Source organism: Ruegeria sp. YTSB088 (genome assembly GCF_059609825.1).
In genome coordinates, this window is the sequence record NZ_JBXWMM010000008.1 from 61864 (window position 1) to 86506 (window position 24643).

The 24643-nt window shown below is 57.6% G+C and carries 32 protein-coding genes; 21 read left to right on the top strand and 11 right to left on the bottom strand.

The features are described from left to right. Positions 1-32: 32 nt before the first annotated feature. Both AC2FFA_RS14170 and AC2FFA_RS14175 read right to left on the bottom strand, forming a co-directional pair. A complete protein-coding gene (locus tag AC2FFA_RS14170) occupies positions 33-947 on the bottom strand; it encodes a DMT family transporter (protein WP_496852073.1) in 915 nt (304 codons plus the stop codon). Beyond that, positions 944-1822 carry a LysR family transcriptional regulator gene (locus tag AC2FFA_RS14175; protein WP_117869904.1) on the bottom strand — a complete coding sequence of 293 codons (879 nt, stop codon included), beginning with the start codon at positions 1820-1822 and terminating at the stop codon, positions 944-946. The genes AC2FFA_RS14170 and AC2FFA_RS14175 overlap by 4 nt, the downstream gene beginning before the upstream one ends. A gap of 120 nt (positions 1823-1942) precedes the next feature. Here AC2FFA_RS14175 and AC2FFA_RS14180 point away from each other — a divergent pair, with 120 nt between their 5' ends. Continuing rightward, the gene (locus AC2FFA_RS14180) at positions 1943-2524 is read left to right on the top strand and encodes an FMN-dependent NADH-azoreductase (protein ID WP_496852074.1); all 582 of its coding nucleotides are present in this window, start codon (positions 1943-1945) and stop codon (positions 2522-2524) included. A 70-nt stretch (positions 2525-2594) separates the two neighbouring features. Further along, positions 2595-3332, top strand: coding sequence for an aspartate/glutamate racemase family protein (locus AC2FFA_RS14185; RefSeq protein ID WP_496852075.1), 738 nt, complete (start codon positions 2595-2597; stop codon positions 3330-3332). Here the strand turns inward: AC2FFA_RS14185 and AC2FFA_RS14190 are convergent, their stop codons facing one another. Beyond that, positions 3333-3863, bottom strand: a complete 531-nt coding sequence (locus AC2FFA_RS14190) for a prolyl-tRNA synthetase associated domain-containing protein (RefSeq protein WP_496852076.1) — start codon at positions 3861-3863, stop codon at positions 3333-3335. A gap of 89 nt (positions 3864-3952) precedes the next feature. Between AC2FFA_RS14190 and AC2FFA_RS14195 the strand changes: the two genes are divergently transcribed. Then, positions 3953-4471: a hypothetical protein gene (locus tag AC2FFA_RS14195; RefSeq protein ID WP_496852077.1), complete on the top strand. Its 519-nt coding sequence runs from the start codon at positions 3953-3955 to the stop codon at positions 4469-4471. Between the two features lie 107 nt (positions 4472-4578). Beyond that, positions 4579-5103 (top strand): hypothetical protein, encoded by a 525-nt coding sequence (locus AC2FFA_RS14200; protein ID WP_117869908.1) that lies wholly within the window; start codon positions 4579-4581, stop codon positions 5101-5103. Here the strand turns inward: AC2FFA_RS14200 and AC2FFA_RS14205 are convergent. Next, on the bottom strand, positions 5100-5987 hold the full coding sequence (locus AC2FFA_RS14205; protein ID WP_496852079.1) for a sulfotransferase domain-containing protein: 888 nt from the start codon (positions 5985-5987) through the stop codon (positions 5100-5102). The genes AC2FFA_RS14200 and AC2FFA_RS14205 overlap by 4 nt on opposite strands. A 251-nt stretch (positions 5988-6238) precedes the next feature. On the opposite strand from AC2FFA_RS14205, the gene ffh reads away from it, so the two are divergent. From ffh to AC2FFA_RS14265, 12 genes are all read left to right on the top strand, one after another. Beyond that, positions 6239-7735, top strand: coding sequence for a signal recognition particle protein (gene ffh, locus AC2FFA_RS14210; RefSeq protein ID WP_117869910.1), 1497 nt, complete (start codon positions 6239-6241; stop codon positions 7733-7735). A gap of 41 nt (positions 7736-7776) precedes the next feature. Beyond that, positions 7777-8289 carry a GNAT family N-acetyltransferase gene (locus AC2FFA_RS14215; protein WP_496852080.1) on the top strand — a complete coding sequence of 171 codons (513 nt, stop codon included), beginning with the start codon at positions 7777-7779 and terminating at the stop codon, positions 8287-8289. Then, positions 8286-8837, top strand: coding sequence for a GNAT family N-acetyltransferase (locus tag AC2FFA_RS14220; RefSeq protein ID WP_496852081.1), 552 nt, complete (start codon positions 8286-8288; stop codon positions 8835-8837). Before AC2FFA_RS14215 ends, AC2FFA_RS14220 begins: the two co-directional genes overlap by 4 nt. Next, a complete protein-coding gene (locus AC2FFA_RS14225; RefSeq protein WP_117869913.1) occupies positions 8834-9373 on the top strand; it encodes a GNAT family N-acetyltransferase in 540 nt (179 codons plus the stop codon). Before AC2FFA_RS14220 ends, AC2FFA_RS14225 begins: the two co-directional genes overlap by 4 nt. Continuing rightward, complete coding sequence (locus AC2FFA_RS14230) at positions 9370-9666, top strand: chorismate mutase (protein ID WP_117869914.1); 297 nt, start codon at positions 9370-9372, stop codon at positions 9664-9666. The genes AC2FFA_RS14225 and AC2FFA_RS14230 overlap by 4 nt, the downstream gene beginning before the upstream one ends. A gap of 71 nt (positions 9667-9737) precedes the next feature. Continuing rightward, complete coding sequence (rpsP, locus tag AC2FFA_RS14235) at positions 9738-10118, top strand: 30S ribosomal protein S16 (protein WP_496852082.1); 381 nt, start codon at positions 9738-9740, stop codon at positions 10116-10118. Between the two features lie 12 nt (positions 10119-10130). Beyond that, positions 10131-10766, top strand: coding sequence for a 5,6-dimethylbenzimidazole synthase (gene bluB / locus AC2FFA_RS14240; RefSeq protein ID WP_496852084.1), 636 nt, complete (start codon positions 10131-10133; stop codon positions 10764-10766). A gap of 6 nt (positions 10767-10772) precedes the next feature. Beyond that, positions 10773-10922 (top strand): hypothetical protein, encoded by a 150-nt coding sequence (locus AC2FFA_RS14245; RefSeq protein ID WP_162896811.1) that lies wholly within the window; start codon positions 10773-10775, stop codon positions 10920-10922. Further along, a complete protein-coding gene (gene rimM / locus AC2FFA_RS14250) occupies positions 10915-11418 on the top strand; it encodes a ribosome maturation factor RimM (RefSeq protein ID WP_299900408.1) in 504 nt (167 codons plus the stop codon). The genes AC2FFA_RS14245 and rimM overlap by 8 nt, the downstream gene beginning before the upstream one ends. Next, the gene (locus AC2FFA_RS14255; protein ID WP_496852085.1) at positions 11418-12233 is read left to right on the top strand and encodes a hypothetical protein; all 816 of its coding nucleotides are present in this window, start codon (positions 11418-11420) and stop codon (positions 12231-12233) included. Before rimM ends, AC2FFA_RS14255 begins: the two co-directional genes overlap by 1 nt. Beyond that, entirely contained in the window at positions 12230-13039 is an 810-nt protein-coding gene (gene trmD / locus AC2FFA_RS14260; protein ID WP_299900402.1) for a tRNA (guanosine(37)-N1)-methyltransferase TrmD, read from the top strand. Before AC2FFA_RS14255 ends, trmD begins: the two co-directional genes overlap by 4 nt. Positions 13040-13172: 133 nt before the next feature. Then, entirely contained in the window at positions 13173-13598 is a 426-nt protein-coding gene (locus AC2FFA_RS14265; RefSeq protein WP_496852086.1) for a hypothetical protein, read from the top strand. Here AC2FFA_RS14265 and AC2FFA_RS14270 read toward each other — a convergent pair. Further along, on the bottom strand, positions 13595-14395 hold the full coding sequence (locus tag AC2FFA_RS14270) for a glycoside hydrolase family 25 protein (RefSeq protein WP_205511819.1): 801 nt from the start codon (positions 14393-14395) through the stop codon (positions 13595-13597). The genes AC2FFA_RS14265 and AC2FFA_RS14270 overlap by 4 nt on opposite strands. A 370-nt stretch (positions 14396-14765) precedes the next feature. Here AC2FFA_RS14270 and rplS point away from each other — a divergent pair, with 370 nt between their 5' ends. The 3 genes from rplS (at position 14766) to AC2FFA_RS14285 (ending at position 15783) form a co-directional block, all read left to right on the top strand. Next, positions 14766-15149 (top strand): 50S ribosomal protein L19, encoded by a 384-nt coding sequence (gene rplS / locus AC2FFA_RS14275; protein ID WP_117869922.1) that lies wholly within the window; start codon positions 14766-14768, stop codon positions 15147-15149. Between the two features lie 11 nt (positions 15150-15160). Next, positions 15161-15382: a 50S ribosomal protein L31 gene (gene rpmE, locus AC2FFA_RS14280; protein WP_050605278.1), complete on the top strand. Its 222-nt coding sequence runs from the start codon at positions 15161-15163 to the stop codon at positions 15380-15382. Between the two features lie 173 nt (positions 15383-15555). Next, positions 15556-15783, top strand: coding sequence for a hypothetical protein (locus AC2FFA_RS14285; protein ID WP_496852088.1), 228 nt, complete (start codon positions 15556-15558; stop codon positions 15781-15783). 8 nt (positions 15784-15791) lie between these two features. Here AC2FFA_RS14285 and AC2FFA_RS14290 read toward each other — a convergent pair whose 3' ends face one another. Both AC2FFA_RS14290 and AC2FFA_RS14295 read right to left on the bottom strand, forming a co-directional pair. After that, the gene (locus tag AC2FFA_RS14290) at positions 15792-17387 is read right to left on the bottom strand and encodes an MFS transporter (RefSeq protein ID WP_496852089.1); all 1596 of its coding nucleotides are present in this window, start codon (positions 17385-17387) and stop codon (positions 15792-15794) included. A gap of 78 nt (positions 17388-17465) precedes the next feature. After that, positions 17466-18353, bottom strand: a complete 888-nt coding sequence (locus tag AC2FFA_RS14295; protein ID WP_496852091.1) for an AEC family transporter — start codon at positions 18351-18353, stop codon at positions 17466-17468. Between the two features lie 217 nt (positions 18354-18570). On the opposite strand from AC2FFA_RS14295, the gene AC2FFA_RS14300 reads away from it, so the two are divergent. Continuing rightward, positions 18571-19380: a division plane positioning ATPase MipZ gene (locus AC2FFA_RS14300; protein ID WP_117869926.1), complete on the top strand. Its 810-nt coding sequence runs from the start codon at positions 18571-18573 to the stop codon at positions 19378-19380. A 91-nt stretch (positions 19381-19471) separates the two neighbouring features. On the opposite strand, the gene AC2FFA_RS14305 is transcribed toward AC2FFA_RS14300, so the two are convergent. The 4 genes from AC2FFA_RS14305 to AC2FFA_RS14320 all read right to left on the bottom strand — a co-directional run bounded on the left by AC2FFA_RS14305 (position 19472) and on the right by AC2FFA_RS14320 (position 23033). Further along, entirely contained in the window at positions 19472-19957 is a 486-nt protein-coding gene (locus AC2FFA_RS14305) for a GNAT family N-acetyltransferase (protein WP_299900383.1), read from the bottom strand. 239 nt (positions 19958-20196) lie between these two features. After that, positions 20197-21024: a class I SAM-dependent methyltransferase gene (locus AC2FFA_RS14310; protein ID WP_496852092.1), complete on the bottom strand. Its 828-nt coding sequence runs from the start codon at positions 21022-21024 to the stop codon at positions 20197-20199. Between the two features lie 245 nt (positions 21025-21269). After that, the gene (locus tag AC2FFA_RS14315) at positions 21270-22520 is read right to left on the bottom strand and encodes an adenylate/guanylate cyclase domain-containing protein (RefSeq protein WP_496852093.1); all 1251 of its coding nucleotides are present in this window, start codon (positions 22518-22520) and stop codon (positions 21270-21272) included. Between the two features lie 60 nt (positions 22521-22580). Next, the gene (locus AC2FFA_RS14320; RefSeq protein ID WP_117869928.1) at positions 22581-23033 is read right to left on the bottom strand and encodes a MarR family winged helix-turn-helix transcriptional regulator; all 453 of its coding nucleotides are present in this window, start codon (positions 23031-23033) and stop codon (positions 22581-22583) included. 57 nt (positions 23034-23090) lie between these two features. Here AC2FFA_RS14320 and hmgA point away from each other — a divergent pair, with 57 nt between their 5' ends. After that, a complete protein-coding gene (hmgA, locus tag AC2FFA_RS14325) occupies positions 23091-24446 on the top strand; it encodes a homogentisate 1,2-dioxygenase (RefSeq protein WP_117869929.1) in 1356 nt (451 codons plus the stop codon). Positions 24447-24643 lie beyond the last annotated feature (197 nt).

Sequence of the window (24643 nt, forward strand, 5' to 3'; positions counted from 1 at the left end):
GATTCGCCCGGTTCCGCCCGAGAAGATGGGCCTTATTCCATGACGCGGCGAACTGGCACCGAGGGCGGGATTTCCTCTTTCAACAGCATAAGCAAAGCGATGATTGTCAGCGCCACACCACCCAGGATCAAACCGGGTGGCACGCCTTTGCCCAGCGCAATCTCCCACAAAATGACCCAGCTGGGAACCAGGTAGGTATAGGCCATGACCTTGGCCGACGGCAGCCGCAGGGAAGAAAACTGCACCAGCACGAAGCTGGCTGCCGTTGCAAAGAACGAAATATAGAACAAGCCGATCCAGACAATGGCCGGAAGCGCAGCCCAATCGGTTGCCATCAGGTCAGACCAGCCGAGCACGACCAACAACAGGCACCCGGCGACCAGCGTACCGAAGGTAAAGACCACGGCGGGCTCTCCCCGGTTCAGCTTGCGGATCATGGGCGTATAAATCGCATGGGCGACGCAGCCCCAGAAATAGATGATCTCGCCCCCACCGATTTCAAATGCACGGAACATCTGCCAATCGGCCCGAAAGATCACCCACAGCGCGCCCACCGCACCAATGGTCAGTGCCAGCGCCATGCGCGGCGTGGTGATCTGGCGCAACAAGACCCACCCCGCCATGGCAGAAACAACTGGTGTCAAAGTGAATACCGCGGCCGCACTGACAGGCGGGGCGGTTTGCAGCCCATAAAACATCAGGACGAAATAGGTGGCGAATAGACCCCCAAGTACCAGATAACGCCAAGGCGCCTGCGCGGCGCTGCGTGGCAGGCCGGTTGTTGCAAGCGCGGCCAAACCAATCACCGCAGCGGCAGTCGCAAAGCGCACCGCGTTCAGAGCGGCCGGGGCAATCTCGTTGGCGATCATGGACCCCAGCGAAAAGCTGCCCGCAACAAGGGCTGAGAAGGTCAGCATGGCCAGATGGCCACGCATCTGCGGATTCATGGCTGCCAGCCTTTGGCTTCTTCTTTCAGATAGCTCAGGAACGCCTGCACCTTGGTGGTGCGATGCAAATCCACGTGGGTCACCAGCCAAAGATTGCCGAACCATTCCGGGAGCGGATCAATCACCTCGACCAGATTATCGTGGCGGGCGGCCTCCCAACGGGCCATGAAACCGATGCCTGCACCGGCCAGAACGGCCTCGCGCATGCAGAAGTTGTTGGTACAGCGGAAGGTGATGCGATCGGCAGGTACCGTCGCGCGCAGCCAGCGGGTGAACGGCGCGCGGCTGGTCTCATCGTCAGAACTGACGAAGTGATAGTTTCCGAAATCCTCAATGCCGGATGGCCTGCCGAACCGTTTGACGTACGAGGTACTGGCATAAAGGCCGACTTCCTCTTGCCGGAACGGTTGGACAACATTGTCGGGTTGATCGGGAGCCGATCCGGCGCGGATCGCCACATGCGCCTCGCCATATTCCAGCCGGAACAGCCGGTCGCCGGTCAGGTATCGCACGATCAGGTCCGGATGCATCTTTTGAAACGCGGTGAGCGTTGGCACGACCAACGGCGCAAGAGACCCCAGAGATGTCACGACCAATTCACCCGAGACGTCGTCTCCGCGACCCTTCATCCGGCCGACAAGCTGATTGAACTGATCTTCGGTAGCCTGCGCCACACGCAGCAGATCGTCGCCTGCTTCGGTGGGTGTGTATCCCCGCGCATGACGCTGAAACAGTTTGACACCCAAACGCGACTCGATCGCATCGATGTGACGGATCACGGTGGCATGGTGAACACCCAGAACCTCTGCCGCGCCGCTGACCGTACCCATGCGTGCCACCTGATAGGCGGTTCTCACTTCATCCCAATTGTCCATGGCAATGTCATCACTGTGCAATTTCCAACAATAACTGTTGATGTATCCGAGTTTCGTTCGCAAACGCAATAATCATATTGGCGGCAGGACAAGATTCCCGTGACCCAAAGGACCTGAACAATGGCTAAAACTATCCTTCATATCGACTCTTCTGCCCGCCGCGTGAATTCGACCACCCGCGATCTGTCCGACCGCGTGGTCAAGCAACTGGGCGCAGAACGCATCATCCGTCGTGATCTGGCCACCCCCCTGCCCCTGCTGACGGAAGACTGGATCGCCGCCAATTTTACCCCCGCCGACCAGCGCGACGACGTACAGCGCGACCGGCTGGCCCTGTCGGACGAACTGGTTTCCGAATTGCAAGACGCCGACACCATCGTCATCGGCCTGCCGATCTATAACTTCTCGGTCCCCGCGGCGTTCAAGGCGTGGATAGACCTGGTTGCCCGCGCGGGTCTGACCTTTTCCTACACGGAAAACGGCCCCAAAGGCCTGATGGAGGGGAAGCGTGCCATTCTGGCCATCGCATCGGGCGGTGTTCCTGTCGGGTCCGAAGCTGATTTCGCCACCAATTACGCGCGCCACGTTCTGGGTTTTATCGGCATTCATGACGTCGACGTCATCGCCGCGGATCAGATGGCCGTGAACCCGGATGCGGCGCTGGAAAATGCCCGCAAGGCAGTGGCGGAGCTTGCAGCCTGATCGCCTCTGGTCAATAGGCGTTGAAACGTCCAGTCTGCCGGTTAGCAAACAGGCAGACTGGACGGGGCGCATGAAAAAAATAGGTATTCTGGGTGGCGTGGGCTGGGCCTCGACCGTCGACTATTACAGGGCCATTGCCGAAGGGGCCGGGCGTTATTTCGCTGAACGTGGTCACGGCTCGCCTTTGCCAATCCCTCCGATGACCATCGAATCCGTCACGCAGGCCAGGACACGTGCCCTTCGTGGTTCTGTCGGGGATGAGGCAAGCTGGGCGGATTTTGACGCGGTGTTCCGCGACGCCCTGCTGACTCTCGAACGCGCCGGGTGCGATTTCGGCATCATCGCGTCCAACACCCCCCATGCGCGGCTACACGCAATACGGCAGGGTGTCTCAATGCCAATCCTCAGCATCTTTGACGCGACCGCCGAAGCCACTGCAGGAACTGGCGCGTCCAAGGCTCTGGTCTTGGGAACAGCCGTGACGATGCAGGCCACCAACTATGCGGATCGTCTGGACGCCGAAGGCATTGCCGCAAATGAACGGTTGCCCGAACCCGAGATTTCCGAGATGCAGGCCATGATCGACAGTGACTTCTACGGCGGCGCATCCGACGCGGCCCGGGCCCGACTACTGGTCTTTTGCGACAAGTACGCCAGCCCCGGAACCGCGATTCTGCTGGCCTGTACCGAGCTTCCACTGGCTTTTCCGAACCACCTGGACGATCCGGTGTTCGAGGCTGACGGACACCTGTTCGTCAACCCGTCAGCCGCGCACGTTGCCGCCGCACTGAAAGAGGCGCTGATATAATCAGGGCAACCAGGTGACCTCGCACCCGATGCGATCGAAGAAGGCCATCATATCTGCCCGCTTCAGGGCCACGGTGCGGTCGTTGACAAGGGGGTGCATGTAAATCAACTCGGCCTGTTTTGCCGCCGCATCCATGAAGAACCGTACATCATTCTGAACTCCGTTGATCATCGCCAGCGGGCTGACCGCGCCGGGACGTATGCCTAGGTTCTGGAACAGACGGTCCGCCGAGCCAAAGGACAGGTTGCCAATGCCCAGCTCGGCCCCCAGCGCCTTAAGATCAATCTCGCGGCTTTGCTCCAAGGTCACCAGATAGTTGCGCTTTTTCTTGTCTCGCAGATACAGGTTCTTGACCCGAAGCGCGTACTCTCCCGGCACCATGAACTGGTCTTCAACCGCCTTGGCATCCTCAACCGTACGCAAAGGCGCATGGGTATGCAGGCGATAGGTCAAGCCCCAGCCAGCCATCCGCGTCAACAATGCGTCGGAGCTCAGCGGCAGTGTGTCCTGATAGGCGGATGAAGCGTCCACGAAACCCTCCTGTTTAGACTGCTCATCGCGCACCAAGGCTTGGAATTCAAGCGCGGGACATACAATCGCCCGGGTGATAGCCTGTCCGAATGAAAGTCGCGCGCAACACACCCCAACAGCTGATCCTCAGCGATACCCCTTGGTTCTTCGGAATTCTGTTTGCTTTGAATACCCTGATTTTTGCAGCGCTTGGCCTTTTGCTGACATGGGCTGGCGGGTCGGCTTTCTGGTACGGGTTGAGCATGATCATCTTTGGTGGCGCTATGGGTTTATGGAGCTTTCACCTGCTGGTGAGGCGCGTTCAGGTAATATTTGACCGGACCAAGGGCACGTTGGTGATCCGTCAGAAATCCATCTTCGGATATGCAGCTATAGAGCACGCTCTGTCCGACCTGTCCCATGCAGAAGTTGAAACCATACTGAACAAGCCCGCATGGTTGTTCGCAAGCCGTCATCGTCCGGTTCTGTTGCTGGACAAGGGTATGAGTGCGGGTCGTCATCCGATCATCCAAGCTTTTTCGACCGGAACCTGTGCCGAACGCATCACCGGCACGGTCAATGACTGGCTTAATGCACGTGGAGGTGACCCCGGCACCCGCTCTGCCTGAAATCAAGGAGATGCGGTCTTGGTGCCTGCCTGTTTGCGATTCCATTCGCGCAAGGCGCGGGCAAATCAAACTGGAACAGGATGTTGGAACGGTGCTAGCGTACCGCCATGAAAGTGACCCGAGACACCCCGAACCAACTGATCATCGCCAATACGCCCTGGTTCATCGGTATCATGCTGGTCATTTTCATTCTGGCCTTTGTCGGTTCCGGTATTTTCCTGATGAGCACGGGCGGCGAAGGCATCTGGTTCGGCCTGATCTTCGCCCTGGGCGGAGGTGGTCTTGGCTTTGGTGCCTTTTGCGCTTTTGTAAGACGGGTTCAGATCATTCTGGACAGGAGGAAGGACAGTATCCTGATCCGCCGCCAATCCGTCTTTGGCTATGAAGCGGTTGAACACACGCTGTCCAACCTGTCCCACGCTGAAGTCGAAAGCACGACATCCCGCGGCAAAAACGGCACCTCGACGCTGTATCGCCCGGTCCTTGTTCTTGAGAAAGGGATGAGCGCCGGTCGCCATCCCATTGTCGAAGCATTTTCCAGCGGGTCTGGTTCTCATCGGTTGGCTGATGCCGTAAATGACTGGCTTCCATCGAAGCTCGGGCAAGACCGTCGTGAAGTCGGGGCGGGTTAAGGGGCCAAGCCGCGTTCCAGCCACAAGCGTTCCTCGGGTGAAACTAACTCGGACATACATGCACCGTAACGCCCCATGTCTTCCGCCGTTAACTTGCCTTCCCATTTCTCGCTGGTTCCTGAGGCAAAGAACTGCGCGTAGTCGTGGAAGACAGTTTGGAAGCCCGGCGCTTGTGCCGCGCGTTCGGCATTGTTTTTCATCGAACCGAAGCTGCCTGCCTCGGCGATGTCGTTGACCAGTTTTGGATCGATATTGATATCTGAAATCCGGGCTATCCGGGCCACCTGACCCGGCAGGTCACGACTGAGTTCTGCATAGTGCAGAAAGTGAATATTGGGCAGCTTCCGGTAACCCCAGAAGGATCGAAAGTGATGAATGATCGATCTGAGAGTCAGATCATCCGTGCCCTTGGACGATGCGGGCCGTTCCAGAAACATCGCAAACGCCTCGGACAAATCATCGGGAAACAGATAGTCCAGCCAGTCTTCCTTCATATTGGCAACATGATTTCGAAGCGAGAAATGCACGTCAACCGGGTGGCGATGCACCACAAGATAAGTCGCAACTGGTGAATAAGTGATCCCGTCCAAAGGCGTATGAGTCTTGATGCAGCGCCGATGCGTCTGCGCCTCCAATTGAGAGGCTTGTTCTTCCTGATCCCTGAATCCAGCGTCCAACCATGGCGAGACCTTGTTGTCATAAACTGCAGGATCCGCTCTACCGGTGATCAGCATCCGAACCAGCGTCTGCGTCCATGTTGTTCCACACTTGGGCGGTGTGCAGACAAAGATATCGTCTGGACGGATATCGAAACTGGACCAGATGTCTGTGTTGGTGACTTGTCCGACATACTCGTTCGTTCTTTGCGGAAGATTGTCCTTCATAGCGCCCCCTGGACTTGGTCCATCCAGATTACACCACGCGCGGTGCGTTTACCTAGGGCCCACCTTGACTCGGGCAGTCCATCGGCGTAGATGACGCCCCAACATCCGGAAGCGTCTGATCTTCCGGTCCCTTGAGTCGTTCAGGGATCGCCCCCCACCAGCGAGTTTCGCCCGTGGGGGCAATTGTGCATTTAACCGGTGTTTCTTATCTAAGAAGCGCCATGAGATAACCGGCTAAGGAGGCCGAAGGCATGTTTGAAAATCTATCCGAACGCCTCTCTGGTGTCTTCGACCGGCTGACCAAACAGGGCGCCCTGTCCGAGGAAGACGTCAAAACCGCCCTGCGCGAAGTGCGGGTTGCCCTGCTGGAGGCTGACGTCTCGCTGCCGGTTGCAAGGGAATTCGTCAAGAAGGTGCAGGAACAGGCGACCGGTCAGGCTGTCACCAAGTCGATCACACCCGGCCAGCAGGTCGTCAAGATCGTGCATGACGCTTTGGTTGACACCCTGCGTGGCGAGGAAGACCCGGGTGCGCTGAAGATCGACAACCCGCCCGCGCCGATCCTGATGGTCGGCTTGCAGGGCTCTGGTAAAACGACGACCACCGGCAAGCTTGCCAAACGCCTGAAAGAGAAAGAGGGCAAGAAGGTCCTGATGGCCTCGCTGGACGTCTATCGCCCGGCGGCGATGGATCAGTTGGCCGTTCTGGGCACGCAGGTTGGTGTAGACACTCTGCCGATCGTGCCGGGCCAGAAACCGGTAGACATTGCCAAGCGCGCCAAGCAACAGGCGACGCTGGGCGGCTACGACGTCTATATGCTGGATACCGCGGGTCGTCTGCATATCGACGAGGTTCTGATGAACGAGGTCGAGCAGGTCCGCAACGTGGTCGACCCGCGTGAAACGCTGCTGGTCGTCGACGGCCTGACTGGTCAGGTCGCCGTCGAGGTGGCCGAGGAGTTTGACGCCAAGGTCGGTATCTCGGGCGTGGTCCTGACACGGATGGACGGTGACGGGCGCGGCGGTGCGGCACTGTCGATGCGCGCCGTGACCGGCAAACCGATCCGCTTCGTCGGTCTGGGCGAGAAGATGGACGCGCTCGAAACTTTCGAGCCGGACCGGATTGCCGGTCGTATTCTGGGCATGGGCGACATTGTTGCCCTGGTCGAAAAAGCCCAGGAAACGATGGAGATGGAACAGACCGAGCGCATGATGAAGCGCATGGTCAAGGGTCAGTTCAACATGAACGACCTGAAAATGCAGCTGGAACAGATGATCCAGATGGGTGGCATGCAGGGCATGATGGGCATGATGCCGGGCATGGGCAAGATGGCCAAACAGATGGATCAGGCCGGTCTGGACGACAGGATTCTGCGCCAGCAGATCGCCATGATCCAATCCATGACCAAGCGCGAACGCGCCAACCCGCAACTGCTGCAAGCCAGCCGCAAAAAACGCATTGCGGCGGGTTCCGGGATGGAGGTCAGCGACCTCAACAAGCTGCTCAAGATGCACCGGCAGATGTCGGACATGATGAAGAAGATGGGCAAGATGGGCAAAGGCAAAATGCTGAAACAGGCCATGAAAGGCATGTTCGGCAAAGGCGGTCCCAGCCCCGAGGACATGGCCGCAGGAATGGATCCCAAAGCGTTGGAGCAGGCGGCCAAGGCCATGGGCGGCAAGATGCCCGGTCTGGCCGGCGGCATGGGTCTGCCACAGGGCCTAAGCGGGTTCGGAAAGAAAAAGTGACGCCAGCACGCTGCACCCAGCCCCCGTCCGGAAAGGCGGCGATGGCAGCAGCGCAATATCGCGCAGCCCTGCCGGTCATTCAGACCCGGCGGCTGGTTCTGCGTGTGCCCACCCTGGACGACCTGCCGATGTGGACGTCGATCTGCAACGACAGCTTTGGTGATACCGCCCAAGACGCGTGGACCGAGTTTTCCTATTATACCTCGGGCTGGCTTCTGCATGGTCACGGGCTGTTCTCGGTCACGCTAAAGAGTGATGATCGCGCAATTGGCTTCGTCGTTCTGGGCCTGGAATGGGACGATCACGAACCGGAACTTGGCTATATGTTCAGCGCTGAACACCGCATGCAGGGCTATGCCACCGAGGCATGCGCCGCCGTACGTGATTTCGGATTTGACCTGCTCGGATCCGGGCAGTTTGTAAGCTACGTTTCGCAATCCAACACCCGTTCGAACGCGCTCGCACAACGACTGGGCGCAGCGCGTGATGCCAATGCAGAAAGCGCCTTTGGACCAACCCAGCATGTCTGGCGGTACAGCGAGGGGCAGGAATGACATTCGCGATGCCAATCCCGACGCTGGAAACCGAACGCCTGATCATGCGCGCGCCGTCCGAAGCTGATGTCAACGCAGACACTGCCTTCTTTGCCAGCGAAGCCGCGAAGTTCGTCGGCGGTCCTCTGCGCAAGGATGAGGTATGGCGGGTGGTTGCCTCGCTGCTGGGTCACTGGGCCATGCGCGGCTATGGGTATTGGAGCGTCGATGAAAAGGACACCGGCACCTATGTCGGGCGGATCGGACTTTGGTTTCCAGAAGGCTGGCCGGAACCCGAGATAGGTTGGACTCTGTTGAACAATGCCACCGGCAAAGGTTATGCGACCGAGGCCGCGCTGACTGCACGCACCTATGCCTATGATGTATTGAGTTGGGAAACCGTGATCTCACTGATCGACCTGGACAATCACGCCAGCAAGGCCGTGGCCAAGCGTCTGGGCGCGCAGTTCGAGTACCACTATGACCACCCCAAGTTCGGAAAGTCCGAAATCTGGCGGCACCCGGCACCCTCGGATCTGGTGAATGGCGGAATGGAGGCTTACGTATGACCTCTTTCACCATCCCCACCATTGAAACCGAACGCCTGATCCTGCGCGCCCCGCATCTGGATGACCTGCCCGCGATGACCGTGTTCTTCGCAACCGAGCGCAGCCATATGGTGGGTGGCCCCAGGGATGCGTTCGAATGTTGGAACTCATTGTCGAACCGACTGGGTCATTGGGCGCTGCGAGGTTATGGCCTTTGGCACCTGACCGAAAAGGCTGGCGGGGCATTCGTTGGCTGGGCCGGAATGATCTACGTGCCGGGCTGGGCGGAACCGGAATTGGGCTGGACCTTGCTGGAAGAAGCCGAAGGTAAAGGGCTGGCCTTTGAAGCCGCCCAGGCTGCGCGCGCGTACGCTGCACGACATCAGGGCCTGAACGGCGTGATCTCATACATAGCTCATGCCAATGATCGTTCGCGCGCCTTGGCTGAACGGCTTGGTGCCACGCTTGAGCTTGAGAATGCCGAACTTCTGGGCAAGCACGCTCAGATCTGGCGCCACCCGCAGATAGACTTGACCACCGAGAGGACCGGCCAATGACCAACCCCGTGACACAGGCTGCCACGCTGTTGAAAGAGCATCGCGAAAGCATCGACCGACTGGACGCGATCCTCGTCTATACGCTGGGCGAGCGGTTCAAGCACACGCAGGCCGTTGGCAAGCTCAAGGCCGCACACGACCTTCCCCCGTCCGATCCCTCGCGCGAAGCTGCGCAGATCGCACGGTTAGAAGACCTGGCGAATGAAGCCGATCTGGATCCCGACTTCGCCAAGGCTTTCCTGAACTTCATCATTCAGGAAGTCATCCGACACCACCGGAAGCATCAAGAGTGAACCTCCGGTTCAACAAACACCAGAACTAACCGGCACCCACGCCGGATACGCCATTCAAAGGAGATACCACCATGGCAATGAAAATTCGTCTCGCCCGCGGCGGCTCGAAAAAACGTCCCTTCTATCGCATCGTTGCGGCTGACAGCCGTATGCCTCGCGATGGCCGTTTCATCGAGAAACTGGGCACCTACAACCCGCTGCTGCCGAAAGACAGCGAAGAGCGCGTGAAAATGAACATGGAGCGCATCCAGTACTGGCTGGATCAGGGCGCACAGCCCACCGACCGTATCGCTCGTATACTGGAAGCAGCCGGTGCCAAAGATAAGGCAGAGCGCAACAACCCCAACAAGGGCACCCCGGGCAAGAAAGCCCAGGAGCGCGCTGAAGAAAAAGCGGCAAAGGCGGCTGAAGCGGCGGCTGCACCGGCTGAAGAAGCCGCCGCAGAAGAATAAGCAGGCGGACGCGTGCAAGATCAAACTTTTTCTGACGATTTTCGCACGCAATTCGACCTGTTGTTGCGGCTCCGGCGTGATGTGCGCCGGTTCCGCTCCGAGGCGATTGACGAGGCAGTGCTGGCGCGCTGCCTCGACGCATTTCGACTGGCCCCTTCGGTGGGGCTCAGCGAACCCTGGCGCGTGATCCGCGTCGAAAGCGAAGCGGCTCGGGCCGCAGCGCTGAAGAATTTTCGAACCGCCAATGACCACGCTTTGGCTGGGTACTCGGGTGACAAGGCGCAGTTGTACAGCAGCCTGAAGCTGTCCGGGATGCAAGAAGCGCCTGTGCAGCTAGCCGTCTTCTGCGACGACGGCACCGAAAAGGGACTGGGACTTGGCGCCGGTACGATGCCCGAGATGCGGCGCTATTCTGTCGTGTCCGCGATCACCCTGTTCTGGCTTTCACTTCGGGTGGAAGGGCTGGGGCTGGGTTGGGTTTCTATACTGGATCCCGACCAGATGATGCGCGATCTGAATGTTCCCGAGACCTGGCGTCTGATTGGTTATTTCTGTGTTGGCACGCCAGAGCAGATGTCGGACATGCCTGAACTGGAACAGGTCGGCTGGGAAAACCGGGCACAGGGCCTGATGATCGAAACACGGTAAGACCTCATGTTCGGATTGATACGACTTCCCATTCTGCTGCTGATCGCCTTTATTGTAGGCGTGTTCTTTGAGCGCAACAACCAGCGCGAAGCCTGCAATGGGCTTGGCGAATGGAGAAACGGGATATGTTTGACGACAGGGGCAGCCAATGAGTGATCTGATCTGCGTCGGCAGCGTTGCGGGGTCTTATGGCGTGCGAGGTGAGGTGCGACTGAAAAGTTTTTGCGCCGTTCCCGAAGATATCGAGGCCTATTCGCCGCTGACCGATGAAGCGGGCAAAGAACGTTATCCGGTGGTATTGACGCGCACGATCAAGAACGGGTTCGCGGCCCGCCTTGGTGGCGTTGAGACCAAGGAACAGGCGGATGCCCTGAATGGTTTGCGCCTTTTTGCGAGGCGCGACCAGTTGCCTTCGCTGACCGATGACGAGTTCTACCACAACGATCTGATCGGGCTGGACGTCTATGACACCGGCGGCACCCTTTTGGGCAAGGTCAAATCCGTGCAGAACCACGGAGCGACAGACTTGTTGGAATTGCACGGGCCGGGCTTGAAAACCACGGTTTTGCTACCTTTCACGATGCAAGTTGTACCCACAGTGGACTTGGAGCAAGGCCGTATCGTAGCCGACCCGCCCGAAGGCCTGATCTGATGCGTCGGGTCCTGCTGCATCTGGGCCTGCACAAGACAGGCATGACCGCAGCACAGTCCTTCCTTCATGAAAACCGGAAACTGATCTGGCCCCGCTTCGCATTGGTTCTTCCCTATAAAACGCGCAACTGCGGCTTAAGCGAGATGGCCACGCGTCATTCGCTTTATCGGCTGGATGCAACCCTGGCGGGTTTTGGGAGTCACCTGCACGCGTTTCTCGACAAGCTGCACTTCGGTGCATACCGGGGGTTGATCCTGAGCGAAGAAAACTTCGCAGGCTTGCGCCCTAGCAGGAATAAGCATGAAGGTTACGGGGCCGCACCGGAACTGGCGGAAACTCTGGTCAGCGTCGTTCGGCGTCGGTTCCTGGGCAACAAGACCGACATCACGATCTACATGTCCTTGCGCAACCGCGATCAATGGCTGCGGAGCCTGTGGGCCCATGACTTGCAGAAATCACGCATGGTGCAGGACTTGGACACTTTTTCGACCGACCTTGCCCATTTGCCATCCCTTCAGGAAACCGCCGACGCCGTCAGGAACCGGCTGCCGTCTGTCACAGTCCGAACGGAATGGATGGAGGCGTTGCAGAACCACCGCTTTGGTGCAGGTGCGCCGTTGGCCGAATTTCTGAACCTGCCGCCCGAACAATCGGCACAGCTTGTCGGGCCTGCACATAGCACGCCTGCATTTTCCGACGATGTGCTGCTGGAAATCCTGGCTCTGAACCGTTCCTCGCTGGACGAAACCGCCATGATCGCCCAGAAGAAAGCACTGATTCACTCCGCACAGAACGAACTGGCCCGCCAGATATGACAGAGAAACCCAGCAGATCACATGGCCGTAAGGCAATCCGTCCTGCCCTGAAACCACGCGAGCTGATGACGCCGAGTCCTGACCTGCACGGGGTCTGGAAAGCCAAGATCATCACTCTGTTCCCGTCCGCCTTCCCCGGTGTTCTTGGCGAAAGCCTGACAGGCAAGGCCTTGCAGGAAGGGCTCTGGCAACTGGAAACAGTGGATCTGCGACAGTTCGGTATAGGCAAACATCGCAACGTTGATGACACCCCGGCCGGGGGTGGCGCCGGAATGGTTCTGCGGGCCGATGTTCTGGGTGACGCGATCGAGCATGCGATGGCAGGCGTTCAAGGGAACTGGCCGCTGATCTACCTCAGCCCGCGCGGGCGCCGCATGGATCAGCGCATGATGCAGAATCTTGCCCGTTGTGACGGCATGACCCTTCTGTGCGGTCGTTTCGAAGGCGTGGACGAGCGCGTTTTGGAACATTATGGCGTGCAAGAGGTGTCGTTGGGTGATTTCGTCATGACCGGCGGCGAAATTGCGGCACAAGCCCTGATTGATGCCACAGTACGGCTGATTCCCGGAGTTCTTGGAAATCAGGCTTCGACCGAAGAGGAAAGTTTTGCCTCGGGTCTGCTGGAGCACCCCCAATATACCCGTCCGGCAGATTGGAAAGGACGCCCGATCCCCGAGATTCTGATGTCGGGCCATCATGGCCGGATCGCGGAGTGGCGCCATAAAATGGCAGAAGACATCACGCGCGAACGGCGCCCTGATATCTGGGCAGAGTATGTCAAAACCAACTCCGAATCTCAGGACTAAGCCCGCGTGATGTGGCCGGGTTGCCGAAGGTTCTAAGTTTGTCAGATTGCCAGTTGTAGTTGATCACACCTCAATGTATTCGCTCTTAGGTTCCATGGGGTTTGGGATAAAAAGAAGTGAAACTGAAGTTACTATGAAAAAGCTACTGCTTGGCACTTTATTGGTTGCCTCCGCCTGTACCACCAAACCGCTTGGGATGTCCGTTCCGACGCAAGCCGGTCATAATCTGCACTCTGCGAAGGTTGCCGTTGATTCCTGCTCTCAGGAAGCTGACGAGGGCGGCAACAGCGCCGTAATCGGCGGTTATGCAACCAATATCCTGCTTTGGGGCATCATCATCGGGCCTGCGGTCACCGCGCCATTTCAGGACGAGCTGCGTCAACAGGGCGAAATCGATCAGGTTGATCGCTGCCTAAGCGCACGCGGTTTCGAGCGGCGCGAACTGACCGCGGGTGAGTCGTTCTGGGTGCGAAACGCCTTTGGTGATGAACGCGAACGGCGGCTGGACCACCTGGTCGGGGGCGGCACTATCGAAACTTACGGAACATCACAAAACTAGCGCCGCGCTTTCCAGCTGGCCCAAGTCTCTGGGGTGCCGTTGAACGTGTTGATGTCCACCCTGCCCTGAACCCCCGGCACCAGCCCGGTGCCGGTGTATTGCCAAAACCGCCAGACCGTGCGGGGATAGACCTGACGCGGATGGCCTGCGACGGATCGCAACCAGAACTCGGTTTTGGGCAAACGCCCGATATCCGTATCCGCAAAGAAATCCACCGTCGTATAGACGATGGGGCGCCGGCCATAATGCCGTTCGAGAATGTCCAAAAAGCGCTGCGCTTCGGCGCGGACGGTTCTGCCATCGGGCCGCAACGTGCAGGTCTTGGAATGCGGCGTCCACTCCATGTCAAGAACATGCGGCAGATCTGCCCCTTTCGGGACGTTCTGAATGAACCAACGTGCCTGTTCCCGGGCCGATCGGCAGAAATAATAGTAATGATAAGCCCCCCACGGCACGCCCGCTGCCTGAGCACCGCGCCTGTGGTCGTCGAATAATGGATCCGCCACATCGCCGCCTTCGGTTGCTTTCAGAAACGCAAAGCTTACGCCCGAAGCTTTGGCCGTGCGCCAGTCTATCGGTCCCTGCCAGCGCGAGACGTCAAGCCCGTGGATCGGATACAAGCCAGGGTGACGGCCCTCCCAGTCATGTGGATCGGCGTCACCAAAATCAGGATAGATTACGGACGGTGCTGTCCTGTCCACGCCCGGCGTGGGCTCCACGACCTGCGGTTTCGGGCCGCCGCGTCCACACGACATAAGCAAAGCGGCTGCAATCGTCAGCATAAGTCCAATTCGCATCATGGGGTCCTGTCTGAGATTTCTGCTCTTTCAATTTCCTTCAGAATGCCTGATCTGACTGCTGTGGCAACGGTGTGATTTTCGAAAGGCGGATTCCCACTGCCCTGCCACACGATTTGTCCTTGATCCCGGCACACAATACCCTTAAATGACCGCAATCCGGTGCCGCATTCTGCGACTCCGGTGTTTTGGTTTGGTTCATGGCTTGAAGCTCGGCTTTCTTCGGCGGGGATGCGTCAGATCAAACCAGACCAAAGGAACATTCGATCTGACCTCTGGCGGGCTGCGTGCAGGACCCGGTGAAGACCAAGAGCTCTCAGGCCGTGCCCAAACTTCGTGGACCAACCACGAGCATATAGGAGTACCTGCGATGGATCTTATCGCACAGCTTGAGGCGGAACAGATTGCCGCCCTGGGGAAAGACATCCCCGACTTCAAAGCCGGTGACACCATCCGTGTCGGCTATAAGGTGACCGAAGGGTCGCGCACCCGTGTGCAGAACTACGAAGGCGTCTGCATCGCGCGCAACAACGGCAATGGCATTGCCGGTTCGTTCACCGTTCGCAAGATTTCGTTTGGCGAAGGCGTGGAACGTGTGTTCCCGCTGTATTCGACCAACATCGACAGCATCACCGTTGTCCGCCGTGGCCGCGTTCGCCGCGCCAAACTGTACTATCTGCGCTCGCGCCGTGGTAAATCCGCGCGTATCGCAGAAGTCACCAACTACAAGCCCAAGGCTGGCGCCGAAGCGTAAGGAACGGAAAGATGAAAAAAGACATCCATCCCGATTATCACGTCATCGACGTCAAAATGACCGATGGCACCGTGGTTCAGATGAAGTCCACCTGGGGCGCCGAAGGCGATCAGCTGGCTCTGGAAATCGACCCCTCCGTGCATCCAGCATGGACCGGTGGCTCGTCGCGCCTGATGGACGCTGGCGGCCGCGTGTCGAAGTTCAAAAAGAAATACGAAGGTCTGGGCTTCTAAGTCTGACTGGTTTCGAATTCGAAAGGCCGTCCCTTGGGGGCGGCCTTTTTTTGTAAGCTTCCATGTGTCTTATGGACGCGACACCGGACAAACCGGACAAGATGCGTTTGGGCACAGGCTCAGTGATGTTACACTCCGGGTGACCAACGCCCAGCTTCCACGGAGACCCGGACATGCCCCAGTACAACGACATGATCGAGCTATCGGTCGAGGATATGGATCTGATTGAAACGGCATTGCGCGGTTCGATCGCTTCGTTGTCACAAGCTGCACTGGACGAACCAGAGAACAGCAGGACCAACCGTGAAGACACATTGCGGCGCACTCACGAACTTCTGGGCAAGCTGCACGATCAGAAGGTCTTTTTTCGTCCTCAAAAAGGGGTGTATCTCGGAGGTTAGGGACAAGGCTATCGCGGTTTGCGCGTCAAGTCCGCTGCACTGTGGGGAGGGGGAACTGGTCCACGCAATAGCATGAGTGCCAGAGTCATCCCGGCCAGCGCCGCGATCGCTGCAACCATCATGGCACTGTTAAAGGCGTTGTCCTGCATATCCCTTAGGGCCTTCGCCAATTTACTTCCCGTTGCCGGATCCATCTCCGAGATCAATTGCTGTATCTGGCTGGGCGCTCCATGTGTCAGCGCATGGGCCAGATCCTCGCGCTGGGTTGACCCGGCAGGCAACGCGTCGATCACCTCGGACAGACCGCGGCGTTTCGTGATTGCTTCAGCCAGACCTCCGACCACGGCGCCAAGTGTTGCTCCGAAATAGAGACAGGCGTTTATGACCCCCGAACCCTGCCCGACATGTTGCTCGGGTAACAGGCGCAGACCCAGACGAGGCAACAGCGAAAAGCAGATGCCCAGCCCGACCCCGACGATCAGCAGCTTCCACCAGATTTCGGAAAAATGCGTGGTGTTCGTGGTTGTCGTCAGCAGCAGGAACCCGCAGGCCATTGCCCCCAGGCCAATCGCGATCGGCCACTGAAAGCTATACGGGGCAAGAAAGCGGGGCGCGGTGACAGATATCACAAACATGCTGAGGCTGAGCGGCATGATCGCCAGCCCCGCACCGATGGACGAATACCCAAAAGCATCGGGCGATTGGACGAATGTATTGAAATAGACAAAGAAGCAGAACAGCGTGAAGCCGGTAAAGAACATCCCCGCCGCGGCCATCAAATAACGCGGATGGCGAAAGTACCGAAGCTCGATCAGGGGGTCGTCGCTGCGGCGGGATACGATGACAAGGGCAATTGTCGACACGGCCGCCACGCCCAGAGGCACCAGCGTCAGAGGCGAAGTCCACCCACCGCTTTCCCCATTGCTGAGCGCAAAGGACAATGGCCCGAGGAAAAACAGTATGGCAACGGCCCCTGCATAATCGAACTTTGCGTCGGCAAGACGGGTTTCGGGAACATATTTCCGCTTTCTGACATGCAGACCGATGGCAAAGGCCAAAGCCAGCAGAACCAGGTCGGCTGCAAAGACCGCGCGCCAACTGACATAGTGGCCGAATGCGCCGCCGACGATAGGCCCTACACCAATCGCCAGTCCGACAATCGCGCCCCAGATGCCGGTGACGCTGGCGCGCTGCTCCTCGGGCGTGGCTGCCGTCAACAGTGACAAAGAGGTGCCAAACAACGCCGCCGCGCCTGCACCTTGCGCGCAGCGCCCGATGAGCAGCATGGCCCCATCCTGAGCAAACATGGCCGAGGCTGACCCGATTGCAAAGACAATCATGCCAGCGAAAAAAACACCCATCTTGCCGGTGATGTCCCCCAACCGGCTAACGATGCAAACAAGCGTCGCGCTGGTCACGGAATACGCGGCCATCACCCATTGCAATCCTGACGGGGTCAAATCGAACTCGGCCTTGAGGTTGGGCAAGATGGTGGTCACAGCAGTGGTGTTAAACCCCACGACCATCATGCAAATTGCCGTTAAGGCCAGCACCACGCGGGCGCGGGACTGCGGAGATACATTTGCCGAGGTCTCGTCGCCCATTAAGCACTCGCAAACCAAGATTGTTTGATACGATTACTCATCAGTTTAGCGATTTCTGACCCTGCGCATAGGGCTGCGTCAAATCCAGTAGGACAGGGCAAACGGCAGCACCAGGATTGTGCTGAGCGTGGAGACAAGAATATACCCGGCCACATCTGCCCCGTATTCCGGAACATGCTGGTCGATAAACAGATAAGTCGCCACGGATGAAGGCATCAGGCAACACAGGATCAGAGCACCCCGTTGCGCTCCCGTAAAACCAAACAACCAGATCAGAACGCTGATAATTGCAACGGCCATCGCCAGATGCAAGGCTGTCAGCAGAACAGCACGGCCCAGGCTTTTCACCTGCAACGTCGCAAGAGTATGCCCCAGTGTCAGCAGCATGAGAGGGATCGACAACCCACCAAGGATGTCAAAGGACTTTGCGACCGGTTGTGGCAGGCTTTGCCCGGTCGCCATCAGGATCAGAGAGAAACCCACGGCGTAAATAATCGGGGACGTCGCCAGTTTCCTGGCTGAGAATTCTCCGGCGGGAATCCACATGCCCACGGTAAAGATGCTGATCAGCACCACCACCACGAACGCCATGGTGTAGGCCATACCTGCATCACCCAGCGCCAGCAGAGTGATCGGCAGGCCAATGTTGCCGACATTGCCGTGCATCAATGGTGTCAGAAACGCGCGCACCGGCAAGCGGAGACTCCTGAGCGCGACATATCCCAAAACACCGAAACCGGCCACCGCAAGGGCAGCGGCGGTCATCATGTCAAGAAACGTGCCTACGGCCAGTTTGGTGGTCGACAAATGAGAAATGATCAGTGTCGGATAGCCGACTTTCGAAACGATCCCGCCAATGACCTTGTTGTCAAATGGGGCCTGAATCACGGCAAGAACATAGCCAATACCAGCGCAGATCAGAACTGGCAGAACCACGTTCAATACGTTCAGGAACAGGTGCTCCAAGCAGAATTCTCCTAGCCGAAACCGTTTTTCGACAGTGAATCAGCGTCATTGCATTGGCAAGCGCCCTGTGTAACCCGTGTTCTGCGTTAGGTTTTCCCAAATAGAGTCTGATATTGCCCGAAAGCGCCGCTTGAGGTTCTTTTCATCGCGGTCGACACAACATATAGTGGGCACCAACAACGTGTAGTGAAGCACGGCGAGACTTGGGAATACAAGCATGGCACATATCATTGTGGTCGGGAACGAAAAGGGTGGCGCAGGCAAATCGACCGTGTCGATGCATGTGGCAACCGCACTGGCCCGATTGGGGCACAAGGTCAGCACCTTGGATCTGGACCTGCGTCAACGCAGTCTGGGACGCTATTTCGAGAACCGCAACAACTTCCTGAAAAGCTCGGACCTGACTCTGCCAAGCCCGCGCCATCACGACCTGCCCGAGATTGATGCCGCCACGCTGAAACCGGGCGAGAATATCTATGACCATCGCCTGTCTGCCGCCGTTTCCCAACTGGAAAGCGACAGCGACTTTATTCTGATCGACTGCCCGGGGTCTCATACCCGGCTCAGTCAGGTGGCGCATTCGCTGGCCGACACACTGATCACCCCGCTGAACGACAGCTTCATTGATTTCGACCTGTTGGCACGGATCGACTCGCAGGGTGAGAAGATCCTTGGCCCCTCTGTCTATTCCGAGATGGTCTGGAACGCACGACAGTTGCGGGCGCAGGCTGGACTAAAGCCCATCGACTGGGTCGTCGTTCGCAACCGCGTCGGTACACAACGCATGGTCAACAAGGAAAAGATGCAGCGCGCGATCGAGATGCTGTCGCAGCGCATCGGTTTTCGCGTCGCATCGGGCTTTTCCGAGCGGGTTATTTTCCGCGAGTTGTTTCCCCGTGGCCTTACCCTGCTGGACCTCAAGGACATCGGTGTCAAACAGCTGAACATCTCGAACATCGCCGCCCGTCAGGAGCTGCGCGACATGATGAAAGAGCTGAACCTGCCGGGTGTGGAGATTGATTTCTGATATGCTGCTTCGGCGGCCGCTCTGCGGACAAAGTTGCCGTTCCGCTTGGAGGGCCATATGTCCGTTTAGCTGAGAGACAGTAAGTTTTGTTTCAAAGTCCCATACTCATCTCATGCCATGCCATTCCTCCGTGGTCGGAGGCAGAGCGTCTCAGATAGCTATAGCCCAGCTTCTCGTAAAGCGACACGTGATGCTCTTTGCACATCAGATGGATCGTTGCCTTGTTCATCTGCTGCATTCGCCTGACAAACTCATCCATCAGAGACCTTGAATAGCCCTTGCCTTGTTCGGTCGGGTCTACGACAACGGACATGATGACCACATTGGGCGCGTCAGGGTCGTGGCCGATAAGTTCCTTGAACTCCTCGTCAGACATTTCAACCTCATGAGCGCATCCGCAGTTGATAAAGCCAACGACCGTTCCATCCACTTCAAGGATCAGAAAGCCATCGGGGTAGGTCTCAATCCGTCTGCAGATTTTGGCGTGTGTCGCAGCCTCTTCACCTTCGTAGGCCGCGGTCTCGATTTCGAAGCAGCGATCCGCATCAGCGGCATGGGCATTTCTAAACTTGCACATACAGTTCTCCCACTTGTTATGGAGAGATATAGCCTAAAAAACCCGAAGCTGTCTCGCGGCCGGCAAAGCGTATCGATAACCAGACAAAGGCGCGAATTGCAGCCTCTGCCGAATTGGCTTGAACTGTTCATCTGACGGTTTCAGCAGGTCATCCGGTCGGTTCAGGGGATATCAAAACCGGCTAGCGGGACAAACTTGCCAGTCGCTGCACGCGCATAATCACAAAGAGTTTGCTAAAGTCAGCGGCGAACGGCCGAAACGATGACGGACGGAGCCGGGACCAGAAAACCGCCATTGTGTTTAATACCTTGAGAGCGAGTACGTGCCGCCAGATCAGAGCGAATTGCATCTCGTTTTAGGACTGGCTGCGCTCCCAAAAGTGATGCTGCGCGAACGGCACCTTGGTCAAAGGCATCAAACAAGTCTTCAGGTTGCTGCACATGCAGTTCTGACGGCACCTCGATCAACTGAACCTCTGCAAATCCCGCTTTGGTGACTTTAGTTTCAGCAGCAGCGCGGTCCGCAAGCATATGAGCATCAGGTCCGAAGGGCAATGTGACCGAGGGGTCGCCCAGACGTCCAACCGCATCGAACAACCAACCGAATGCACCATCTGATCCTTTCCCTCTCCAGATTGAAAATGCGATATGCCCTCCCGGTCTCAATACCCTTGCCGCTTCCGCCAAACCACGTTCGGGATCGGGAAAGTGCGGTACGCCGAAACCAATAGTGACAGCATCAAAGCTTTTATCGGCAAAGTCCATTGACATCGCATCTCCTTGAATGAAGGAAGCGTCCGGCACAGCTGCTTGCGCAAGGGAAATCATTGCCGCAGAAAAGTCGAGCCCGGTTACAGTAGCGCCTCTTGACGTGAGTTCTGCAGCGACCACACCATGCCCGCTGCATAGATCAAGAACCGTTGACTTAGGTCCAGCCGAAACTGCATCCGAAAGCCTTTGCGCCACAGCGAGCGTAGCTCGGTCGAACCCATCTGCATAACCCTTGGCGATAGCTGGATTGGCCCAGCCTTCGCGCTCCATCTTTTCAAAATCATTGAGGTCGGTCATGCATCCTCCAAATCAGGTCAGCGTAGCATCAACAATTTTCTGAAGCCAATGGAAGCCCTCTTCGCGCCCTACGACGGCCTTCCGGCAGTCTTGCCACGACCTCCGCTGGAAGCTCAAAGCAGCTATTGGATTAAGGCCGCATTATTCTTGAACGTCCGGGCTAACCCGCCGCTCATGCCCAGCTAAACCAAGACGTTCCATCTAGTCCTTCAGGTTCGGAAATGCTGAACGTAATAGCCGCAGTTTCACTCGGTTCCTGATGGTTCACCGGGACTGTATACCGTAAACAGCTCTTTCGGCTCATTCACACCCCGCAGCATGTAGCGACCGACCGAGACAAGTTCCTGCGCGCAGGGTCGTGCAGCGCGGGCGACGTCGTCCGAGATCAGGATTCTCTGACCCAAAGACCGGTGCATGCCCGCGATGCGGGCGGCCTGGTTTACAGCCGGGCCGATCACGGTGAAGTCCAGCCGCGTCTCGGACCCGATATTGCCATAGAGAATTTCGCCGGAGTGTAGCGCCAGCGTATAGTTTGCCACAGGCAGGCCTTGCGCACGGCGTTTGGCGTTCAGTTCATCCATGCGGGACTGCAACAAAGGCACGGCGTTCAGCGCAGCGCGAGCGTCTTCGTCGATCTCTCCGACATCGAACATGGCCATCAGCCCGTCGCCCATGAATTTCAGGATGTTACCGCCCTTGTCATGCACCACACCCACGGCAACAGCCAGATAGTCGTTCAGCATGTCGATGATCTCATGCCCTGGCAGGTCTTCGGACAGCGTGGTGAAGCCTTCGAGGTCGAAATTCCAGATCACCGCATCGATTTGCTGTAAGGACCCGCGCCGAATTTCACCCGACAGAACCCGGCGACCGGCATCCCGCCCCAGGTAAACCCGCATCAGATCCTTGGCCAATTCCTGGTTCTTTGCGGATTTGAGCGCCAGCCCCAGATGCGGCAGTACAGTGTGTATTCGGTTCAGATCGCTGTCTTCAAATCCGTTCGGTGCGTCGCAGGTCCAGGACATCAGAACGCCATCGCTGACCTTTTTCGTGCCGTCGGGGCGCAGTTGTTTCGCTCCTTCATAAGACAGGCCGGTGGCATAATAATCGGTTGCTCCGATTTCACGCAGATCGTTCAGCAGGGGAAAGCGGCTGGGTTCGTTGTGCTCGACCATTTTGACCCGGATTTCATCCAGATCTTCGTTTAGCAGCGCATAGAGAGGGCTTCGCTGCCAAACTTCGCTGGGCGTGTCCGTGTATTCAAACGTCTCGGATTCGCCACCCGCGCCGTTGTACCAGCTGTAACCGGTGCCGCCATAGACCGGATGCAGGGTCGATTGCGCCGCATGAAAGCGCATCAACGGAACACCCATATCTACCAATCGGGTACAAAACCCTTCCAACAACTCTTCTTGCCCGGCGCCCTCAAGCCCCTTGTTAACCAACCAATCGATCAGAGAATGTGTGGAATCCGAAGCGGAATCTAGCGAGGTCATTTTAATGTCCGTATCAAGCATGATCCCCATTTGGGGGCGGCACGCATCAATTGCCATAGGTCAGTCCAAACCGGCCAACCTTTGCAGCATTTGACGCAACAACGCGGCCTCTTCCGGTTTGAACAGGCCTGACAGTTTCGCATCGTACTTGGCAGCAACGCCGCGCAGGTCACGATACACAGCCTGCCCTGCCGGTGTCAGTGTCAGCCATTCCGCCCGCCGATCCGCTTCGTCCCGCGTGCGTTTCAGATATCGACGTTCTTCCAGCTTGGCGACCGCACGGCTGATCTTGGTTTTGTGCATTCTGGCGCGCTCTCCGATTTCCTTGGCGGTCATCTCGCCAAATAGCCCCAAATGGAACAACACCCGCCATTCGGTTCTGAGCATCCCATAGCGACCCTTGTAAACAGCCTGAAACTCAAGCGAAGCCCGTTCGGCAGCCTGATTCAGCAGGAAGGGCAGAAAATTCTGCAAATCAAAGTCATCATTTTTTTCGGATTCATCGTGTGTCATGCTTGTTAGTTACAAAATCAACTATTAACCGACAAGCAGCAAACGGAGGAAAACGCAATGAATCGTCCGACTGATCCGCATACGCTGACACAGGCTGCAACGCCTGTCGGAACTCACGCAGGCTATATGCCCGGCTTTGGGAACGACTTTGAGACCGAGGCCCTGCCCGAGGCCTTGCCGCAAGGGATGAACAGCCCGCAACGGTGCAACTATGGTCTTTACGGAGAGCAACTGAGTGGCACGGCCTTTACCGCCAACCCACCGGAGCGTACCTGGTGCTATCGCATTCGCCCATCCGTAAAGCACTCGCATCGTTATGAAAAAATCGATCTGCCCTACTGGAAATCGGCCCCATGTATTGATCCGGATGTGATCAGCCTTGGTCAGTACCGCTGGGATCCCATCCCGTATTCCGATGAAGGTCTGAATTGGATGACGGGTATGCGGACCATGACGACCGCAGGTGATGTGAACACGCAGGTCGGCATGGCAAGCCACATCTATCTGGTCACGGAATCCATGGTCGATGACTATTTCTTCTCGGCTGATTCCGAATTGCTGGTTGTGCCACAGGAAGGGCGCCTGCGATTTGCGACAGAACTGGGAATCATTGACCTGGAGCCAAAGGAAATCGCGATCATTCCGCGTGGTTTGCTGTACCGGGTTGAGGTTCTGGAAGGCCCTGCGCGCGGCTTTGTCTGCGAGAATTACGGTCAGAAATTTGAGTTGCCGGGTCGCGGGCCGATCGGGGCCAATTGCATGGCCAATCCGCGCGACTTCAAGGCACCGGTGGCGGCTTATGAAGATCGTGAAACCCCTTCTACCGTGACAATCAAATGGTGCGGGCAATTCCACACCACCAGGATCGGCCACAGCCCGCTGGATGTCGTGGCATGGCACGGCAACTATGCTCCCTATAAATACGACCTGCGCAACTATTGCCCCGTCGGCGCGATCCTGTTTGACCATCCCGACCCGTCGATCTTTACCGTTCTGACGGCCCCGTCCGGCCAGCCGGGTACGGCCAATATCGACTTTGTCCTGTTCCGTGAACGCTGGATGGTGATGGAAGATACCTTCCGCCCGCCATGGTACCACAAGAACATCATGTCCGAGCTGATGGGCAACATTTACGGTCAGTACGACGCGAAACCGCAGGGCTTCGTGCCGGGTGGGACTAGCCTGCATAACATGATGATCCCGCATGGCCCTGACAGGGAAGCTTTTGACAAGGCGTCATATTCCAATCTGGGGCCGGACAAGCTGGATCAGACGATGTCGTTCATGTTCGAAACCCGCTTCCCACAGCACCTGACCCCGTTTGCTGCCACCGAAGCGCCACTGCAGGACGACTACATCGACTGCTGGACATCCCTTGAGAAGAAGTTCGACGGGACGCCGGGTAAGAAATGAGCCACCCACTGGTTCACTTTCACTGCAGCCGTTCTGCTGGCGTTGAATACACCGGAATTGAACCGGTTGCTGAGCTAACATTCCTCGGTAACCGGTGTGCAGTGACGCGCCCCTCGCATACGATGTGCCACAACCGAGGCGGCTTCGTGCTATTGCAATCGCTGTTCCGGAGTTAAGATCCTTCAGAACCTCTTAGA

Excerpts from the sequence above, each read along its gene's own strand:
- AC2FFA_RS14255 (WP_496852085.1), top strand. The coding sequence starts at position 11,418 with ATGCGTCGGGTCCTGCTGCATCTGGGCCTGCACAAGACAGGCATGACC.
- AC2FFA_RS14305 (WP_299900383.1), bottom strand. The coding sequence starts at position 19,957 with ATGTGCAAGTTTAGAAATGCCCATGCCGCTGATGCGGATCGCTGCTTC.
- AC2FFA_RS14170 (WP_496852073.1), bottom strand. The coding sequence starts at position 947 with ATGAATCCGCAGATGCGTGGCCATCTGGCCATGCTGACCTTCTCAGCC.
- AC2FFA_RS14185 (WP_496852075.1), top strand. The coding sequence starts at position 2,595 with ATGAAAAAAATAGGTATTCTGGGTGGCGTGGGCTGGGCCTCGACCGTC.
- AC2FFA_RS14220 (WP_496852081.1), top strand. The coding sequence starts at position 8,286 with ATGACATTCGCGATGCCAATCCCGACGCTGGAAACCGAACGCCTGATC.
- rpsP (WP_496852082.1), top strand. The coding sequence starts at position 9,738 with ATGGCAATGAAAATTCGTCTCGCCCGCGGCGGCTCGAAAAAACGTCCC.
- AC2FFA_RS14245 (WP_162896811.1), top strand. The coding sequence starts at position 10,773 with ATGTTCGGATTGATACGACTTCCCATTCTGCTGCTGATCGCCTTTATT.
- AC2FFA_RS14180 (WP_496852074.1), top strand. The coding sequence starts at position 1,943 with ATGGCTAAAACTATCCTTCATATCGACTCTTCTGCCCGCCGCGTGAAT.
- AC2FFA_RS14230 (WP_117869914.1), top strand. The coding sequence starts at position 9,370 with ATGACCAACCCCGTGACACAGGCTGCCACGCTGTTGAAAGAGCATCGC.
- AC2FFA_RS14195 (WP_496852077.1), top strand. The coding sequence starts at position 3,953 with ATGAAAGTCGCGCGCAACACACCCCAACAGCTGATCCTCAGCGATACC.
- AC2FFA_RS14300 (WP_117869926.1), top strand. The coding sequence starts at position 18,571 with ATGGCACATATCATTGTGGTCGGGAACGAAAAGGGTGGCGCAGGCAAA.
- AC2FFA_RS14225 (WP_117869913.1), top strand. The coding sequence starts at position 8,834 with ATGACCTCTTTCACCATCCCCACCATTGAAACCGAACGCCTGATCCTG.
- AC2FFA_RS14215 (WP_496852080.1), top strand. The coding sequence starts at position 7,777 with ATGGCAGCAGCGCAATATCGCGCAGCCCTGCCGGTCATTCAGACCCGG.
- AC2FFA_RS14320 (WP_117869928.1), bottom strand. The coding sequence starts at position 23,033 with ATGACACACGATGAATCCGAAAAAAATGATGACTTTGATTTGCAGAAT.
- rimM (WP_299900408.1), top strand. The coding sequence starts at position 10,915 with ATGAGTGATCTGATCTGCGTCGGCAGCGTTGCGGGGTCTTATGGCGTG.
- AC2FFA_RS14290 (WP_496852089.1), bottom strand. The coding sequence starts at position 17,387 with ATGGGCGACGAGACCTCGGCAAATGTATCTCCGCAGTCCCGCGCCCGC.
- ffh (WP_117869910.1), top strand. The coding sequence starts at position 6,239 with ATGTTTGAAAATCTATCCGAACGCCTCTCTGGTGTCTTCGACCGGCTG.
- AC2FFA_RS14270 (WP_205511819.1), bottom strand. The coding sequence starts at position 14,395 with ATGCGAATTGGACTTATGCTGACGATTGCAGCCGCTTTGCTTATGTCG.
- AC2FFA_RS14200 (WP_117869908.1), top strand. The coding sequence starts at position 4,579 with ATGAAAGTGACCCGAGACACCCCGAACCAACTGATCATCGCCAATACG.
- AC2FFA_RS14285 (WP_496852088.1), top strand. The coding sequence starts at position 15,556 with ATGCCCCAGTACAACGACATGATCGAGCTATCGGTCGAGGATATGGAT.
- AC2FFA_RS14315 (WP_496852093.1), bottom strand. The coding sequence starts at position 22,520 with ATGACCTCGCTAGATTCCGCTTCGGATTCCACACATTCTCTGATCGAT.
- rpmE (WP_050605278.1), top strand. The coding sequence starts at position 15,161 with ATGAAAAAAGACATCCATCCCGATTATCACGTCATCGACGTCAAAATG.
- hmgA (WP_117869929.1), top strand. The coding sequence starts at position 23,091 with ATGAATCGTCCGACTGATCCGCATACGCTGACACAGGCTGCAACGCCT.
- AC2FFA_RS14205 (WP_496852079.1), bottom strand. The coding sequence starts at position 5,987 with ATGAAGGACAATCTTCCGCAAAGAACGAACGAGTATGTCGGACAAGTC.
- AC2FFA_RS14265 (WP_496852086.1), top strand. The coding sequence starts at position 13,173 with ATGAAAAAGCTACTGCTTGGCACTTTATTGGTTGCCTCCGCCTGTACC.
- rplS (WP_117869922.1), top strand. The coding sequence starts at position 14,766 with ATGGATCTTATCGCACAGCTTGAGGCGGAACAGATTGCCGCCCTGGGG.
- trmD (WP_299900402.1), top strand. The coding sequence starts at position 12,230 with ATGACAGAGAAACCCAGCAGATCACATGGCCGTAAGGCAATCCGTCCT.
- AC2FFA_RS14310 (WP_496852092.1), bottom strand. The coding sequence starts at position 21,024 with ATGACCGACCTCAATGATTTTGAAAAGATGGAGCGCGAAGGCTGGGCC.
- AC2FFA_RS14175 (WP_117869904.1), bottom strand. The coding sequence starts at position 1,822 with ATGGACAATTGGGATGAAGTGAGAACCGCCTATCAGGTGGCACGCATG.